The following is a 16,389-nucleotide window of genomic DNA, read 5'->3' on the forward strand; positions in this document are numbered from 1 at the left end:
TCAATTAAAATTTTTGTCTTTATTTTTCCTTCATTAATAGACCGCTTTTTATGTACCTATTAAAAAACGAAGACCGCTTTAACAAGACAAGTAGATCTTAAACCTTACTTAAAGAATAGACTCTAAACTTAGCCATCAATCTTATTTTGTAAAGGAGTTATACACATTATTTTTATTGAAAATTGGTTATTTTTTCGTACAAAAAGTTAAATTAGCCTGAATTAATGTTAACCTTTTTTATCAGCATCCATAAATGGACAAAGAATCAGTGAATAGTACTCTCGAAAAATTGAGAAACGGAGATGAAGCCACTTTTAAGCATATTTATGAAGAAAATCGAGAGAAGTTCTTAAACTTTGCCAAGCGATATAACTTGTCTGAAGATGAAAACATTGATGCATATCAAGATGCTTATGTCATTTTTTACGAAAATGTAATGTCTGGCAAAATACAGAGCTTTACCAGTAGTATTTCTACATATTTATTCAGTATAGGTAAATATTTAATTATGGATAATTTAAAAAAGAACAAAAAGCAAGTGAGTTCTGAATTTAATCTCTCTATGGTAAAAGAAAATGATAGCCTAATGGAAACCATAGAAATTGATGAAGCAACACTTAGTAAAGAGCAACAACTATTGCTGAAATATTTTGATACTTTAGGCAGAAAATGTCAAGAATTATTAACCTTATTTTATTACCGTGGTTTTACCATAAAAGAAATAATGAATACAGAAAGCTACAATAGTGAAAATGTGGTAAAAAGTCAAAAGTCGCGATGCATGAAAACACTTAGAGAACGAATTAAATCAGATCATTTATAATGGACAAAGAAGCATTATTAACCCGCTATTTTTCTGACAGTTTAACGGCTGAAGAACTACAATTATTTAACCAATTGTTAGAAAATGACACCAAATTTAAAGAACAATTTGAATTTGAAAAAGATTTAAAACGTGCCATTAAAGAAAAAGAAAGAATCCAACTAAAAGCAAAGCTACAAGATTTTGAAACTGAATTAAAGCACAAATCAACACCAAAAAACAGCAATTACAAGGCTTGGGCAATTGCCGCATCAATTGCCATATTATTGAGTGTAGGTTGGTTTGGATATGATAATTTTTTTAAGGTAAATTATAACGAATTGTATAGCGAAAATTTTCAGCAATACCCCAATACCAGTTACAGCATAACACGCGGTGATATTGACAACACCATTGAACGACAAGCATTTGTAGCCTATGAAACAGGCAATTATCAAACTGCAGTTGACAATTTTGAAAAATTAGATAGTAGTACTAAAGACTATATCGATTTTTACAAGGCTCAGGCCTATTTAAAATTGAATACTACTGATACCGCCAAGCCCCTATTTAAGAAAGTAATTTCTGACAATGTTGAATTTGTGGCCGAAAGTCATTGGTACCTCGCCTTAATTGCAATTAAAGAAAAAGATAAACAAAGTGCTATTTCTTATTTAGAAAAGCTCATTACGGACTATAATTTTAATAAAGAGAAAGCTAAAGAATTATTAGACAAATTAATATAATTTCTATTTTCGTTTTCGAAAGATAAAGAAGACCACTAAACATAAGAATACACCAACGGCAACTGTCCAAATCCATTTATTTGAACTAACTACAGCTTCTGTATTCCCTGAAATAACAAAACCTGACCAATAATACGGATGAGATAAAGCATTTTCTTTATTCGCTGTCAGAAAGTTTATTTTAGATTTTTGAAGAGCCATATCTTTTGAATTTCCATGAGCCAAATTCTTATAGAAACTATTCATTAATTGGGTGGAAGAAGCATCATTTACTTTCCATAATGTACTCGCAATACTTGAAGCCCCACTATAGAAAAACCCTCTTGTTAAACTCATAAAACCTTCACCTCGCTTAAGATCTCCAATACCCGTTTCACAAGCACTTAAGGTAACTAAATTTGCGTGTAATGACAAATTATACAAATCGCTAACATAAAGCAAATTGTTCTCTTTGCCATCAGGTGTAAACGCCAAATATGAATACTCTGGATTCTCATCATCAAAAATGGCATGAGTAGCCAAATGAACTATTCCATAGTTCGCAATTTGTGATTTAAAATTAAATAACGATGCCCGTTCGTTAACAAAGCTACTGCCATCAAATGAAGTTAAAATATGTCTAATTTCCTCACTATTATGAGGTAACGGCAATAATTTCCCCCTTGAATTATTATCGTTTTCAAAATTTGGAGCAAAAGCTAATACCGAATTGGTATAAACTTCATTTTCTTTTAATTGAATCCATAATGATGCTGAATTTGTATAACTAACACTCTTTTGTTCAATCAAATAGTTAATATCTTCACTACTAGTATTTAAACTCCCAAAAGGAATATAATTTAAAAGTCCATCTGCTATGACAATTAATTTTTCCTTTGCTAATGTTTTGATGATTGGTTGTAATAATAAGCGATACAAGTGATAGGTTTCCGTAGCTAAAATACTGACATCTGATTTAGGATCACTCAACATTTGATAAATGTTTCGTGTATTATCTTCCAGCGTTTTATTATTTTCAATTTTAAAAAAATCTTTGGTGTTTTTTGTAAGGGAAATTATATAAATATGCTTGTCTCCATAAAAATAAGAAACCAACATTTCATCATCTGCCAAATTATTTTGGACTTCCTTTAAACTAACAACTGCTGTATTATATTTAAGATTATAATACGCTTTATAATTTGTTTCAATAGTATTGATCAGACTACGATATTCTTCCTTGGTTGCAAACAAACGATCTTCCAAAGCAATAGAAGAAGCTTTGCTTTTATTAATTTCTTTTTCTAAATAAGTAATTTGTGCCTTTAACTGTTTTTCTATTTCAATCAAATTGTCCGGAACAGTGCCAAAGTTTGTGGCTTTGGCACTCAATAAAGCCTCCATTAGTAAAATACCCTTACTTTTTTCTGAATAATAGAATGCTTTATCAACCAACTCCTTATTAGGATTAGATATATAGGAATTATAAAGTGCGGCAAGCCCAGATTCAAATAAAGGAAAGGCTTCCTCTATCAAAAGTAATTTATCAGTCTCGCTCTTAAAAGAAGGTTTTAAACTATCTAAAGTTTTAATACCAAAATCTACTGTTGAAATTACCTGTTCATTAGAATTTTCTAAATCATAGGCACTGACAACCATCGCTTTATTTTTAAGCATTTTTAGTAACGCCGATTTATTCGCATTCTTTTTAGATAACTGGTTAATACCTTTATTAAAATTATCTACAGCCTTTTTAGGTTCGTTAAAACTAGCGTGCAGTTGACCTATTTTATTGTACAACAACGAAATATCTTCCAAAGAGGTACCCTTAGTCCTTTCTTTTAATGATTCTAACGCAATTTGATATTCTGATAAGGCTTTATTATATTTATTTCCTTTTTGGTAAATCTCTGCCTTTGCTTCATGATATTTATTTACCATGGAATGATCTTCAGACATATTGGATTTCATTAACTCTAAATAATAATTGGCACTATCAAGTTTTGATAAATTAGTATAATTATCAATAATGTGAAACGCTTCCGTAACTAGTCCATTTGTGTTGATCTCATTACTTAAATTATAACGTAATGATTCAATAAAGAATTCGTTGGATCGTAAATGATTGCCTTCATTTTTATAAACTTCGGCTAATAAACTATAATTTCGAAACAATTGTTTTTTATCATTTGGGGTTTTTAAATTTATCCAACGGATATTTTTATTGTAATATTCTTTGGCTAGGTCATACTTACCTTCATTGTTATAAATTTTAGCAACAAACCCATAAGCACTTCTCAGCAAGCCAATATGATTAATGTTTATGAGAGAATCCGGAAGTGCTTCGGTAGTTTTTATTATTTCGCTAAAAGCATTTCTGGCAGGGACATAATCAGTTAATTCATAACTATATATTCCTTTATCTAGCAGTAGTGAATTCTTATATATTAAAGCATTTTCTATAACATCTAGTTCATCTTGATGATTGGAATATATAGAATCAATGCTATTAATATTTTGTTTCATCATTTCCAAATCATAAAAATAAGCGGCACTTCTACTCCAGGCAACCAAAGTTCTCGCACCACTTTTCCAATTGTCAGAATTGATCAATTTTGTAGCTTGGCTTAAGTAAAAATATGCGGAATCTTTGTTTGAATAAAGGTATTTATAAGATCGTTGAGTTAAAGAATCAATTCCTCTATTTTTATCCACTGTTTGTGCAACAAGTTTAATAGAAAAACTTATTACAATTATTAAAAATAAAGAACGAAGCATAGCACATTTTTAATAAATAAAATTTAATATGTAATAAATAACGTATTTATTTCTTTACGAAACAAATACGTTATTAAAAAATTACATCAATTTTCTAGTAAATTACACCTTGAACTTCTAAAGAATTGCCTTCAATAGTTTCCATTCTGATAAATATATCACCTTTAAACTTACCAAAATTCACCTCCTTATATATAATCTTATCTTCATAACCTGGCATTGGTGATAATTCTCCTTTGGAACCGTCAATTAACTCTCCTTTAGTATTATATATACCCACAAATTTAATATTGGAAACTCTTGGTGCCACTATAAATCTTATTCCATCAGGCAAACAAATATTGCCCAGTATACAAGGGTTTGGGGGAATTGGCCAATCAGGTTCAATATCAATACCAACAACACTTTTAACATCATTTAATGATGAATTAAGACTTTGTTCCAACTCTATGGCACTATCAAAAGCTAATTGTGTTTTACTATCTCCTTGTCCCGCATCTAAAATGTTTTGTAAAGAATCTAATTCCACTTGAACATCAGCGATTTTACCTTTATAGTAGTTTGTTTCTATCAGTGCAACATCTACATAATTTTTAGAAGTTAATTCAATTTTCACACCATCCATTGTTCCTCCTTCTGTGCATGAAATTACTAACACCACTAAAAGAAGTAATGTTAATTTTAATCTGTGTTTTTTCATCATTTTAATTTTTTAAGTTAGTATTTTATCATTAATGTTCTTTTCGCATAATGGTTAACATTTTTGTTCTTTTTTCTTTACACAATTTTATGATTTTATAAAAATAGATGAAAAACGATGATGTTCCTTGTAAAAACCCGCCCTTTCTATAAAACGCTTTAAGTTTTAAATTTTTCTCTTTGCGGTTTATTATTTATTTATAAAAAAAGGAGAATCTACCCAAGCTTCTTTTAAAAATTGAAACTGCTCTAAATGAAATTTAGAAGGAGATTCGCCACAGTATCTTTTAAAATCTTTTGAAAAATGAGCAAAATCATAAAAATTAAATAAGGCACTCAAGGTTTTGTAATCATGCTTATTATTGGACTGCATTTCGGCAAATAAATAATTAAACCGAACAATTCGATTGTAGGATGATGGCGTAATACCCACCATTAATTTGAACTTTTTTTGTAAATAGCGTTCGCTGATATTCAGTTGTTCAGCAATTTCTTTTACAGAACAACAACCTTTCCCTTTTTGGAATAAAGTTATCGCGGTATCAACAACACATGATTTGTAAGAACTATTTTTAAGCTGTTTTAGTAATAGGTTTTCAACAAGTTGGACGCGGTCTTCCACTTTATTCTTCGCTTTATAAACAAAAGTAAAGTCCTTCAAAGTATTATTTAATAGAATTCTGGTGTCCATCGGATTATTGACTAAATGGAGCATATCAAATCCGAAGAGCTTATATAATCCTGTAGGATTGAACACTGCACCTGTCAATTCAACAACTTCATCATCTGAAGTTAGCATGTATTTTGCTGTTTGTTGACCAATAGTATAAAATTCATCCGGTGTAATTTCTTTATCATAAATGCTACCTTTAAACCTTCCTGTAAATTGAAAAACCATAAAGCCCGTACCACTTGGCAATGACATTTCCGTAATACCATCCGTATAGTTATTACGCTCCCATTTTATAGAATATAGTTGGGTTATGTAAGGTTTCAGGCTTATATGTGGCTCGTAGGTTGTTAGCATTTTTAAAAGTAGTAAAAAAAATATGTTTTAAATACTAGTTGTTAACTTAAAAAAATTGTTATTCTTTATCAAAGGTTCTTTCAGATAATAACCGAAACGTCTTTCTATGATGGTCTGTTATTCCGAACGTACTAATGGCTAACCGATGCTGTTTTGTAGGATACCCTTTATTTTGTTTCCAATTGTAGTGCGGAAAATCATTGTGAAGTTTTTTCATATATTCATCGCGGTAGGTTTTTGCCAATACTGACGCTGCAGCTATACTCATAAATTTACTATCACCCTTTACAATAGTTTCATGTGGTATTTCTTTATACGGATTGAATTTATTACCATCTACAATTATATATTCAGCTTTTAAGGAGAGTTGATCTATAGCCTGATGCATTGCCAAAATAGAACTCTGTAAAATATTTATTTCATCAATTTTATCTTGCCAAACAAAGCTAACGGCATACGCTAAAGCATTTTCCTCAATGAAGGGTCTTAATTGAACGCGTTGCTTTTCAGTCAACTGCTTTGAATCATTAAGAAAAGAATGTTTAAATTTTTTGGGCAAAATTACGGCGGCTGCCACAACTGGCCCTGCCAAGCAACCTCTACCTGCTTCATCTGTACCTGCTTCTAATGTAAAGCCTGAATAATTTAATTGTAACATATAATAATCCTTCTATAGTTATAGTATAATGTATCAAAAATACCACGAAATTTTGGCAAAATTTTATCAAACAATTATTTTACCTTTGTCGCAATTATAAGTTTATGCAAAAATACTTTTTTTTACTATTAACCCTTTGCTTCAGCTTTGGTATACACTCTCAAATTAACCCTATTAATTCACCAAGAGGAATTAATGGAGAAGATCTTTCAGAAAGAGACTCTGTAAGAGATAATCGTATGATTGATGTGCAACTAAGTGGAAAAACACATTATACCGATTATAAAAAAATTTCTTATGAAGGAGATACCACTTATATTGATACTACCTTAACAATAAATAAAGATTATATATTTAATTTTTTACGTAAAGATAATTTTGAATTATTAGCTTTTCAAAATCAAGGACAAACTTTTAATAGTTTAGGCTATGATTTTTCTGAAGTTTCATTATTTCCTGAAATGGGAAATAGAGCCATGCATTTTAACTATTACGAAATAGAAGACATCAACTATTATAAGGTACCTACTCCCACTTCTGAATTAGCCTACAGAACCGGCTTGGAGCAAGGTCAATTTTTAGATGCACTATTAACTTTTAACACCTCTGAACGTCAAAATATTTCTATTGCTTATAAAGGATTACGTTCCTTAGGAAAATACAGAAGTACTTTAAGTAGCCATGGTAACATGCGTTTTACATATAGTTATCAAACTAAAAATGATGCCTACAATTTAAATGCTCATATAACGGCACAAGACCTATCAAATCAAGATAATGGGGGATTACCAGAGTTATCTTTATCCTATTTTGAAAGTAAAGATCCTAATTTTAGTGATAGAGGTAGATTAGAAACAAATTTTGAAGACGGGTTAAGCTCCTTACGTGGAAATAGGTATTATTTAGATCACAATTATAAAATTTGGCAACGAAATGATACGGTACGTCATAAAAAGAGTTATTTAAAAGTTGGGCATATTTTCAATTACGAACGCAAACATTATTACTTCACACAAACGGCTGCAAATAGTATTTTTGGAGATGCCTTTGATACAAGTATTGCTGATAAATTAAACTATATTACATTAAAAAATGAAGGCTTTGTTGCTTTAAAATCGCCTTTGGTATTGGGTGAACTACAATTTAAAGCAACACATTTTAATTACAATTACAATTATAATAGTGCCGTTTATTTTGGTGATGATTTAGTTCCTTCATCAATAAAAGGGAATTCTGTTTCTATTGGTGGAGCGTGGCAAACCAATTTTAAGAAATTCAACATAAATGTTGAAACCGCAACAACATTATCTGGAGACCTTGTTGGTAATTATTTTAAGGGTTCTGCTGAATATAAGCAAGACAGTCTTTTTACTTTTAAAGGCACATTATTGACAAACAGTAAATCACCAAACTTAAATTTTGAATTAAATCAAAGTAATTATATCAATTTCAATTGGTCTGGAAGCTTAAAAAATGAACGTACAAGGACCTTATTATTCGATTTAAAATCTGATAGAATTTTAAACGCTTCTGCACAAATTACACAAATAGATAATTACGCCTATTTTGGAGACACTGCTACTGTCGGTTTTACTTCTCCTAGTCAGACAGATTTTACTGTAAATTACCTTAAATTAAAAATATCTAAAGAATTACGATTGGGTAAATTTGCATTAGATAATACTATAATGTATCAAAAAGTAGCCCAAGGAAGTTCTGTTTTTAGAGTACCTGAGTTAGTCACTAGAAATACCTTATACTTTGCTGATCATTTATTTAAAGGTGATCCTTTATACCTTCAAACTGGCGTAACATTAAACTATTTTACAAAATATTATGCCAATAGCTATAACCCTGTATTATCAGAATTTTATTTACAAAACGAACAGGAAATTGGTGGTTACCCCGTTTTAGATTTTTTTATAAATGCACAAGTACAACGCACTAGACTTTATCTAAAATTTGAGCACTTTAATTCTAGTTTTAGTAAAACAGCAGATTATTATTCAGCACCAAATTATCCCTATAGAGATTTTGTTATTCGATTTGGTTTGGTTTGGAATTTCTTTATTTGATTTCCTTACCAGCCAGCATTCTAATTTTTATATTGAATGCCGCAAAAATTAATGTCATAAAAGGACTTAACCAATTAAAAATTGCATAGATAAAATACTCACCTACACCAACACCTAAAACACTAGATTGATAAGCTCCACAAGTATTCCATGGTATTAAAACTGAGGTTACCGTACCTGAATCTTCTAAAGTTCTACTTAAATTCTCAGGTGCTAAACCTTTATCTTCATAAGCTTTTTTAAACATTTTTCCAGGTATTACTATGGCTAAATACTGATCTGAAGCTACAATATTTAAACCTAAACAACTTACTACTGTTGCCGAAAATAAGCCAAAAACTGAAGATGCCAAACTTAATAAGGCTTTCGTAATTCTGGCCAATGCACCTATGCCATCCATTACACCACCAAAAACCATAGCACAAATAATTAAAAATATAGTCCATAGCATACCTTCCATACCTCCAGAACTAAATAATTCATTCAATTTTTCATTTGTTGTTACAATTTCAGTATCTACAAACACCGCATTAATAATAGATTGAAAATTACTTTCAGACAAATTACTTAAAATATCTGACTGAAAAATAAAAGCAAAAACAGCAGCTAATAACACCCCTGCACTTAAGGCTATCAAAGGTTTTGTTTTTAATAAAATCAACGTAATTACTGTTAAGGGGACAATAAACAAATAAGGTGATATATGAAAGGTAGATTTTATAGTATCCAATAAATTACTTACGTCTGCATTACCATTAGTTTCTATTGTAGCACTTAGTATTCCAAACACAATTAAAGTTATTATAATTGTCGGTACTGTTGTAATTGACATGTATTTTATATGCGTAAACAAATCTGTGCCTGCCATGGCAGGAGCAAGATTTGTAGTATCACTTAAAGGTGACATTTTATCACCAAAATAAGCTCCTGAAATTACAGCACCAGCAATCATTCCTGTAGGAATTCCCAGTGCAGTACCAATACCAACTAGGGCGATACCTACTGTGGCCGAAGTTGTCCAAGAACTACCAGTTGCTATTGAAATTACCGCAGCGATAACAACCGAAGCTGGTAAAAATATACTGGGACTTAATAATTGAAGGCCATAATACACCATTGCTGGAATAACCCCACTTACCAACCAAGTACCAGCCAAAGCACCAACCAAAAACAAAATCATAATGGGAACAAAAACACTTTTCCAGTTTTCCCAAATTTCGGTAAGCATTATATTTAAAGGAACTTTATTGTAAAAACCCACTATAGCAGCTATACCTCCACCAATGAGCAAAATAAACTGATTTGAATATTCACCCAACCATTCCCCTTCTTTATAAAAAATATTATAGGCTAACAAGGCCATTAATATTAAAACAGGAGTCAAAGCTTCCCAAATATTAAGTTCTTTATTATCTATTATTTTGTTATGTGTAACTTTAGAACTTATATCAATTTCAGAAATATTCTTTTCGTCTTCCATTAGGTTGGTTTTGTACTGTAATATTACGAAAAATACTAAAGACAATAAAAGGGTATTAGCATGTTAAATCCAAAAAGTCAAACTTACTCACTACCAATGAGTTAAAATTTTATTATTATCTTTAATGCAAACTAAACTAATTTATTATGAACTTTTCAAAAAAAAATCACGAACATCAAAAGAGCAATTCTTTAATTGTGAATCAAAAATCTATTATTTATTTTACCCTTGGAATACTTGTAATGAGTACCGTTGCTTTTATTAAAGTTGAAAATAAAACTACCAAAAACACTAAGGTAAAAGCATATATGGAAGTAATAAGCAGCTCTAAGGCGTATACACTTCAAATAGCAGAGGCTATGCCTGCCGATAAATATACATTTAAACCAACGGACTCTGTAAGAAGCTTTGGAGAACAAATGGCTCATATTGCCACTTCGTCAAAATTTTTAATTGCATTATTTGTAAAGGGAGAACCAATGCCAAGTCAAGAAGATTTCGCTGCTGCCGCAAAAATGGAAAAGGATATGGGAACTTCGAAAGAAGCCTGTTTAAAAGCGATTTCCGAATCTTATAATTTGGTTATTTCTACCTTTCAAAACATGAGTGATGAACAATTGGATGAAACATTTGTAGTTCCTTTTGATCCGCAACAACCTGCTTTTGCAAAAGAAAAAGCATTTCAATTTATTGGTGAGCATACAGCACATCATAGAGGGCAAGCATTGGTATCTTTAAGAATGCAAGGCATTAAATCACCTGAATACAAGTTGTATTAAAATTAGGAGACCGTTTGAAATTAAAATTTCAAACGGTCTCTATATGCGGTAATAATCGCCTCTCCAGTTTTTTACTAATTTCTTAATTTCTTTTTCCGATAATTTGTCGGCTACGGCTCTTTTTGCTAAATCTGGAAATTCTTCATCAGAAGCAAAACGAAGACCAATGATTTGACGTGTCGTTAGGTTACTATCTAATGGTTTTCCTGATAAAACAAAATGTCTTAAATTTTCTTCTGCCCTGATAGCCCTATCTTGTGCTTTTAACGCAAAAGTACGAGCAAAAAGCATCGCCAATATTAAAAGAAGAGCAACCATTACTAATAAAGTGGCACTATAAAAATTTTGTTCCGATGATTTTACAACATTAACAATGGTACCAATTAGTACGATTAAAGATAGTGGTATGGCAAAAAAATGATAAACTGGGCTAAAACGAGCGTGGTTTTTATAATTTTGAGAATTCATAAGGGTAACGTTTAGGTGAATTTAATGGTTTTAAACTTAAGAAAATAATTGTATTACATAAAAATACTAAACCTTAATAAAAATCTTTCGCTTATACATAATGTATCCTAAAACTAAATAGAAGGTTATTACCGTTAAAGCATACATTAGTGATGCTAATTTGTCAATTGAAATCCAACTGGTATAAAAGGTTTGATATAACCAGGAATGAATACTTTGGTTCTCCCCTATTTTTATAAGATAGAACGTTTTTGCTATAAAACTTGATAAGAAAAATATGGTAATGGCATTACTTCCTACATATTTAAATATAGTGCCCATTTTTATTTTTTTAACATCTGTCACATAATAAACCAAGGCTAAAATTAGTGTTGCCCAACCACTTGTTACGAGCACAAAACTACTTGACCATAGCGCTTTATTTAACGGAAACCAAAGACTCCATATATACCCAGTGCATAATAAAACAGCAGCGGTAATTAATAAAAATTGCGTTTTCTTGAGTTCTTTGGAAGCCAATACCTTCCCTATTAAAATTCCTATAATAGAGGTAACAATGGCGGGTAACGTACTTAACAAACCTTCTGGATCATAATCATCTTTCCACATATGATTACCCAATACATTTAAATCAATATAGTTTGCCCAATTATTAGAAGCTCTATCAAAAGTGGGTATGGAACCATCAGGTAATGGAACAAAGCCTAAAAACAACCAGTAACCTATTAAAATCAATAGACCAATAGCAAATAACTTCTTCCAATCAAAATTGAGAAATAAAATCGCCGCAATAAAAAACACGACACCTATTCTTTGTAAAACACCAGGAAACCTTAGTGATTCAAAACTTTTAAAAAACGGAAAATAAGGCAAAAACCATCCTAAGAATAAGCCTAAGCCTATTAATTTTAAACTTCTAATGGTTATTTTTTTATAAGTTAACCAAGTATTGGGCTTGTTTTTATACGCGTAAGAAATTGAAATACCAACAATAAATAAAAAGAAAGGAAAAACCAAATCAGTTGGTGTCAATCCATGCCATTCTGCATGCATAAGTGGTGGATAAATACTCCCCCAACTTCCTGGATTATTCACCATAATCATAGCAACTATGGTTAAACCCCTTAGAATATCTACAGATTCAACTCTATTTTTCATGATTTAAAAAGTTATAATTATTTCTTTTTAAAACCTAGTTTATGCCCCCAAACAGCATAATACAAAATGATTATATAACAAGGTAAAAGAATCCAATAACTACTATTCGCAGAACTCGCCATTGCTTCAGCTTCAGAAATACCACTAGCAATCAATTCATGTTTACCAGAATCTACCAATCTACCATATAATGGAGGAATGATTGCCCCCCCGGAAATAGCCATAACTAATAAAGCGGAAGCCGTTTTTGTAAATTTACCTAAACCATGTAATGTTAATGGCCAAACTGCTGGCCAAACCAATGCATTGGCAATACCTAAAGCCGCTACAAACAATACAGATGTAAAACCAGTAGTTAATAAAATACAAACAGAAAAGATAACACCAAGTACAGCACTAATTCTTAAGGCAAGGCCTTGACTTAAATATTTGGGTATCAAAAATACACCTAATGCGTACATAAATACCATTGCTCCCAAAGTAAATGAAGTGAATTTACTAGCCTCATCAGCTGGAATACCAAGTGATAAGCCATAGGCAATTATAGAATCACCAGCAATTACTTCTGCACCTACATAAACAAACAAAGTTAAGACTCCCAACCATAAATGTGGGAATTGAAAAATACTAGTTTTTGCTGTTTCTCCTTCTGCAACTTCCTCATCATGATCACCCTCTAATTCTGGTAATGGGGCTCTTAAAACTAATAATCCAAAAAGAAATAACACGACTGCCATAATTATATATGGTACCACAACACTATTAGCCATAGTATCTAAAAGTTGCATCTTTTCATCAGACGAAACAGTACTCACTTTATCTTTTATATCATCAATACCCGATAATAGTAATGCTCCAAAAACTATTGACCCTAAAGATCCTGCCACTTTATTTGCAATTCCCATCATTGCAATCCGTTTTGCTCCACTCTCAATAGGTCCTAATATCGTTATATATGGGTTTGCTGCAGTCTGTAATAAAGTCATCCCTGTACCTTGAATAAAGATACCTGCTAAAAACATCCAATAGGTTCTGGCTTCAGCCGCGGGTATAAACACCAACGCTCCAACAGCCATTAATATTAAACCAATGGACATCCCCTTTTTATATCCTACTTTTTTTAATAAATAAGATGATGGTAAAGCCATTACTACAAAGGCGATATAAGAAGCTGATGCAACTAAATACGATTGTGTATCTGTTAACTCATTAATAGTTTTCATAAACGGAATTAAAACTCCATTTATCCAAGTTACAAATCCGAAAATGAAGAACATAGCTCCAATAATCAGCATTGGTATTAAGTTACTGTTGCTTTTAGTAGGGGTTGTCATAAATTATAAATTATAGGTTGATTTTTAAAAGACGGTAATGTACTAAAATTATTGAATATTTCGTATAATTTTCTACAATTGACTATACAACAACGTCAAACAAGATATTAGAACCTACCAATACAATAACCCCATTAATGTAATGACCAAATTTAAAATCAGTTACTTAATTTAACTACAGCTTTTAAAACTCGATATTCTAGTTTATTACAAACCAAGTATATCCATTTGCCGGAATTTTTACACTTAAATCAACCTCGTAATTTCGATTCAACTCGTATTTTTTACCTTTTTTCTTTCCTTTTTCTGCAATAGTGGCAAATTCTGTTAGACCGGTGTAGTATAATGGTACTTTTATAACTTCGTCTATAGTGTTTTCTGTAGGATTAAATAACATAACAAAGCCTTTTTCAGAGTTATCAGGATTGGCATGCATAAATCCATCCCACGACCTTCCATCTGGTCTTCTTAAATGGATAATATCTGAATTTAGAATTTCTCTATATTTTTTATAATGATCTATTTGTTCAATAACAAGCTCTTTTGTTTTTTCTGTATCGTATAAACGTGGGCCGCGATAACACGCTTGTACACCAGCACCATAATTCTGAACCATATGTTTTTCATAATCGAGTAAATGTTTGCTCAACGGCTCTAAAGTAGCTTCTTTTCCTCCTCCATGATATTCAGTCAACGGTACAAATGTCCATGCCATTGACGGTGTTTTTTCCCAAGTACCATCATAAATATTTTGTCGACCTAACATAATTTGCTGCTCTCTTGGTAACGACCAATTTACTTCTCGATACCCAATACCACATTTATTTGAACCGTTTAAATAATAAAAATCAGGAGCATTTAAATAAATTCTTTTATCCTTTAGCCAATGATAAAAATCAGTGGTCATTTTCCATTGTTCCCACTGTGAATCTTCATAACCTTTATGATGTTTATGATTTGTAGAAGCACAAAAATCACCAGGATATGGACCGTCATGTTCTAGTAAATCAAATCCCGTTTTATCTAAAAAGTACTTCAATTTTTCAATATAACTTTCTCCCCATTCACTTGCCAAACAAGGGGCATTTCCAAATTTTGCTCCGCCCGGCTTTCCTGTTTTTTTATCAATTACATCAACGGCATCACTTATTCTCCTGCTTGAAAAAAGTGAATAACCTCCCAATTCAATCCCTTTACCATGTGCATAATCTGCTAGGTTTTTAAATTTTTGAATATTTACAGCAGTTGTATCTTCCATATTTAAACCACTTCCAAAACTTAAAATAACCATTTCGTAACCGGTTTCTTTACATTGATCTATAGCAGAAACAACTTCTGTTGAATCTGTACTTGTTAAATGCATAAAAATTGGATTCTCAGTTGACCATGGAGCCAATAAACGATACATTTTTCGTTTACTTAACGAATTCCGTTCTCTGTCCGTGCCATCTAATAAGAGTTCGTAAGTATGGAAACTTTCAAAAGTTTCCTTTGGCTGTAAGAGTTTGTTCGGACCAACTTTCAATTTACTTTCAAGTAAACACGGCGTTTCCAAGTTCCAATTTACTTGCGAAGTATACTCGGGATCTTTTTCATAAAAAATAGTATGGTTGGCTGAACTTGCTGAAAATCCACCAAAAGCGTAATCACTTTCTACATGCATGTTTGGACGTAACCATTGCTCAGGTTTATCTACAGCATTTTCTGGTTCAGGAAAAGCCAACATTTCGTTTTTAAATCCATCTACAGTAACCGCTTTATCACTATTATTCTCAATAGTAATCCATTTAGAAATTAATGGAGCCCCATTATAAATTTCGTAATGTACAAATACTTTAATTTTTTTTAAATCAGGTGATTTATGTTTAAACTCCAATACAATTTCTCTACCTGTAGCAAATCCTTTGGTAGCTAAATTAAACTCTTTATTCTTACTCCATTTTATTTTTCTATCAATTGGATTATTGGTATAATTTTTAAACTGAAAAGCAGATTCATCAGTCTCTAAATCATCAATCCATTCATTTTTTAAATAACCGTGTTCTTTAAGTCCGGTTAAACCACCTACCGCATATACCTTACCATCAATTGTAACTTCTGCTTCTGGTTTAATGCTTCTTAACATATTTTCACCAGTAACATCATTCCGAAATTCAACCGTAGCTGCATTAGGACTCATTCTTATTTTTCTGGTTATCAGACCGTTAGCCAACACAATATCTTTGCCCTTATTAAAAACTTGAGCTTCATAAACTGTATTATCAATTAGCCAATCATTAGCTTTTTCAGCTATGAATGTAAAACTTAGAATTAAGGTTATACTGAGTAGAGCGACTATTTTAAGGAATGGTTTCATTTTTATTTGGTTGTTGAATTAAAGTATTTAATACATAACGTACAGTATAT

At 31.4% G+C, this 16,389-nt stretch carries 13 protein-coding genes; 4 read left to right on the forward strand and 9 right to left on the reverse strand.

Annotated features, from left to right (window positions below):
• The first annotated feature begins 253 nt into the window (after positions 1–253).
• A complete protein-coding gene (locus FF125_RS15175; RefSeq protein ID WP_138950557.1) occupies positions 254–823 on the forward strand; it encodes an RNA polymerase sigma factor in 570 nt (189 codons plus the stop codon).
• Entirely contained in the window at positions 823–1,548 is a 726-nt protein-coding gene (locus FF125_RS15180; RefSeq protein WP_138950558.1) for a tetratricopeptide repeat protein, read from the forward strand. The genes FF125_RS15175 and FF125_RS15180 overlap by 1 nt, the downstream gene beginning before the upstream one ends.
• Positions 1,549–1,551: 3 nt before the next feature.
• Here FF125_RS15180 and FF125_RS15185 read toward each other — a convergent pair whose 3' ends face one another.
• From FF125_RS15185 to FF125_RS15200, 4 genes are all read right to left on the reverse strand, one after another.
• Entirely contained in the window at positions 1,552–4,305 is a 2,754-nt protein-coding gene (locus FF125_RS15185; protein WP_138950559.1) for a CHAT domain-containing protein, read from the reverse strand.
• A gap of 94 nt (positions 4,306–4,399) precedes the next feature.
• Complete coding sequence (locus tag FF125_RS15190) at positions 4,400–5,008, reverse strand: hypothetical protein (RefSeq protein WP_138950560.1); 609 nt, start codon at positions 5,006–5,008, stop codon at positions 4,400–4,402.
• A 186-nt stretch (positions 5,009–5,194) separates the two neighbouring features.
• Positions 5,195–6,031: a helix-turn-helix domain-containing protein gene (locus tag FF125_RS15195; RefSeq protein ID WP_138950561.1), complete on the reverse strand. Its 837-nt coding sequence runs from the start codon at positions 6,029–6,031 to the stop codon at positions 5,195–5,197.
• A 58-nt stretch (positions 6,032–6,089) separates the two neighbouring features.
• The gene (locus FF125_RS15200) at positions 6,090–6,689 is read right to left on the reverse strand and encodes a ribonuclease HII (RefSeq protein ID WP_138950562.1); all 600 of its coding nucleotides are present in this window, start codon (positions 6,687–6,689) and stop codon (positions 6,090–6,092) included.
• Between the two features lie 104 nt (positions 6,690–6,793).
• On the opposite strand from FF125_RS15200, the gene FF125_RS15205 reads away from it, so the two are divergent.
• Positions 6,794–8,764 carry a putative porin gene (locus tag FF125_RS15205; RefSeq protein ID WP_138950563.1) on the forward strand — a complete coding sequence of 657 codons (1,971 nt, stop codon included), beginning with the start codon at positions 6,794–6,796 and terminating at the stop codon, positions 8,762–8,764.
• On the opposite strand, the gene nhaC is transcribed toward FF125_RS15205, so the two are convergent.
• Positions 8,757–10,244 (reverse strand): Na+/H+ antiporter NhaC, encoded by a 1,488-nt coding sequence (gene nhaC / locus FF125_RS15210; RefSeq protein WP_138950564.1) that lies wholly within the window; start codon positions 10,242–10,244, stop codon positions 8,757–8,759. The genes FF125_RS15205 and nhaC overlap by 8 nt on opposite strands.
• Before the next feature lie 146 nt (positions 10,245–10,390).
• On the opposite strand from nhaC, the gene FF125_RS15215 reads away from it, so the two are divergent.
• Complete coding sequence (locus FF125_RS15215; RefSeq protein WP_138950565.1) at positions 10,391–11,023, forward strand: DinB family protein; 633 nt, start codon at positions 10,391–10,393, stop codon at positions 11,021–11,023.
• Positions 11,024–11,062: 39 nt separating this feature from the next.
• On the opposite strand, the gene FF125_RS15220 is transcribed toward FF125_RS15215, so the two are convergent.
• From FF125_RS15220 to FF125_RS15235, 4 genes are all read right to left on the reverse strand, one after another.
• Positions 11,063–11,491 (reverse strand): DUF6526 family protein, encoded by a 429-nt coding sequence (locus tag FF125_RS15220; RefSeq protein ID WP_138950566.1) that lies wholly within the window; start codon positions 11,489–11,491, stop codon positions 11,063–11,065.
• A gap of 66 nt (positions 11,492–11,557) precedes the next feature.
• A complete protein-coding gene (locus FF125_RS15225) occupies positions 11,558–12,649 on the reverse strand; it encodes an acyltransferase family protein (protein ID WP_138950567.1) in 1,092 nt (363 codons plus the stop codon).
• A 17-nt stretch (positions 12,650–12,666) separates the two neighbouring features.
• Entirely contained in the window at positions 12,667–13,983 is a 1,317-nt protein-coding gene (locus FF125_RS15230; RefSeq protein ID WP_138950568.1) for a sugar MFS transporter, read from the reverse strand.
• A 199-nt stretch (positions 13,984–14,182) separates the two neighbouring features.
• Complete coding sequence (locus FF125_RS15235) at positions 14,183–16,339, reverse strand: alpha-galactosidase (protein WP_138950569.1); 2,157 nt, start codon at positions 16,337–16,339, stop codon at positions 14,183–14,185.
• Positions 16,340–16,389: the final 50 nt, after the last annotated feature.

Source organism: Aureibaculum algae (assembly GCF_006065315.1).
GTDB lineage: Bacteria > Bacteroidota > Bacteroidia > Flavobacteriales > Flavobacteriaceae > Aureibaculum > Aureibaculum algae.

Bases quoted from the DNA above. Each gene is read 5' to 3' on its own strand.
- FF125_RS15190 (WP_138950560.1), bottom strand. From the start codon at position 5,008: ATGATGAAAAAACACAGATTAAAATTAACATTACTTCTTTTAGTGGTG.
- FF125_RS15225 (WP_138950567.1), bottom strand. From the start codon at position 12,649: ATGAAAAATAGAGTTGAATCTGTAGATATTCTAAGGGGTTTAACCATA.
- FF125_RS15215 (WP_138950565.1), top strand. From the start codon at position 10,391: ATGAACTTTTCAAAAAAAAATCACGAACATCAAAAGAGCAATTCTTTA.
- nhaC (WP_138950564.1), bottom strand. From the start codon at position 10,244: ATGGAAGACGAAAAGAATATTTCTGAAATTGATATAAGTTCTAAAGTT.
- FF125_RS15195 (WP_138950561.1), bottom strand. From the start codon at position 6,031: ATGCTAACAACCTACGAGCCACATATAAGCCTGAAACCTTACATAACC.
- FF125_RS15230 (WP_138950568.1), bottom strand. From the start codon at position 13,983: ATGACAACCCCTACTAAAAGCAACAGTAACTTAATACCAATGCTGATT.
- FF125_RS15205 (WP_138950563.1), top strand. From the start codon at position 6,794: ATGCAAAAATACTTTTTTTTACTATTAACCCTTTGCTTCAGCTTTGGT.
- FF125_RS15175 (WP_138950557.1), top strand. From the start codon at position 254: ATGGACAAAGAATCAGTGAATAGTACTCTCGAAAAATTGAGAAACGGA.
- FF125_RS15235 (WP_138950569.1), bottom strand. From the start codon at position 16,339: ATGAAACCATTCCTTAAAATAGTCGCTCTACTCAGTATAACCTTAATT.
- FF125_RS15185 (WP_138950559.1), bottom strand. From the start codon at position 4,305: ATGCTTCGTTCTTTATTTTTAATAATTGTAATAAGTTTTTCTATTAAA.
- FF125_RS15180 (WP_138950558.1), top strand. From the start codon at position 823: ATGGACAAAGAAGCATTATTAACCCGCTATTTTTCTGACAGTTTAACG.
- FF125_RS15200 (WP_138950562.1), bottom strand. From the start codon at position 6,689: ATGTTACAATTAAATTATTCAGGCTTTACATTAGAAGCAGGTACAGAT.
- FF125_RS15220 (WP_138950566.1), bottom strand. From the start codon at position 11,491: ATGAATTCTCAAAATTATAAAAACCACGCTCGTTTTAGCCCAGTTTAT.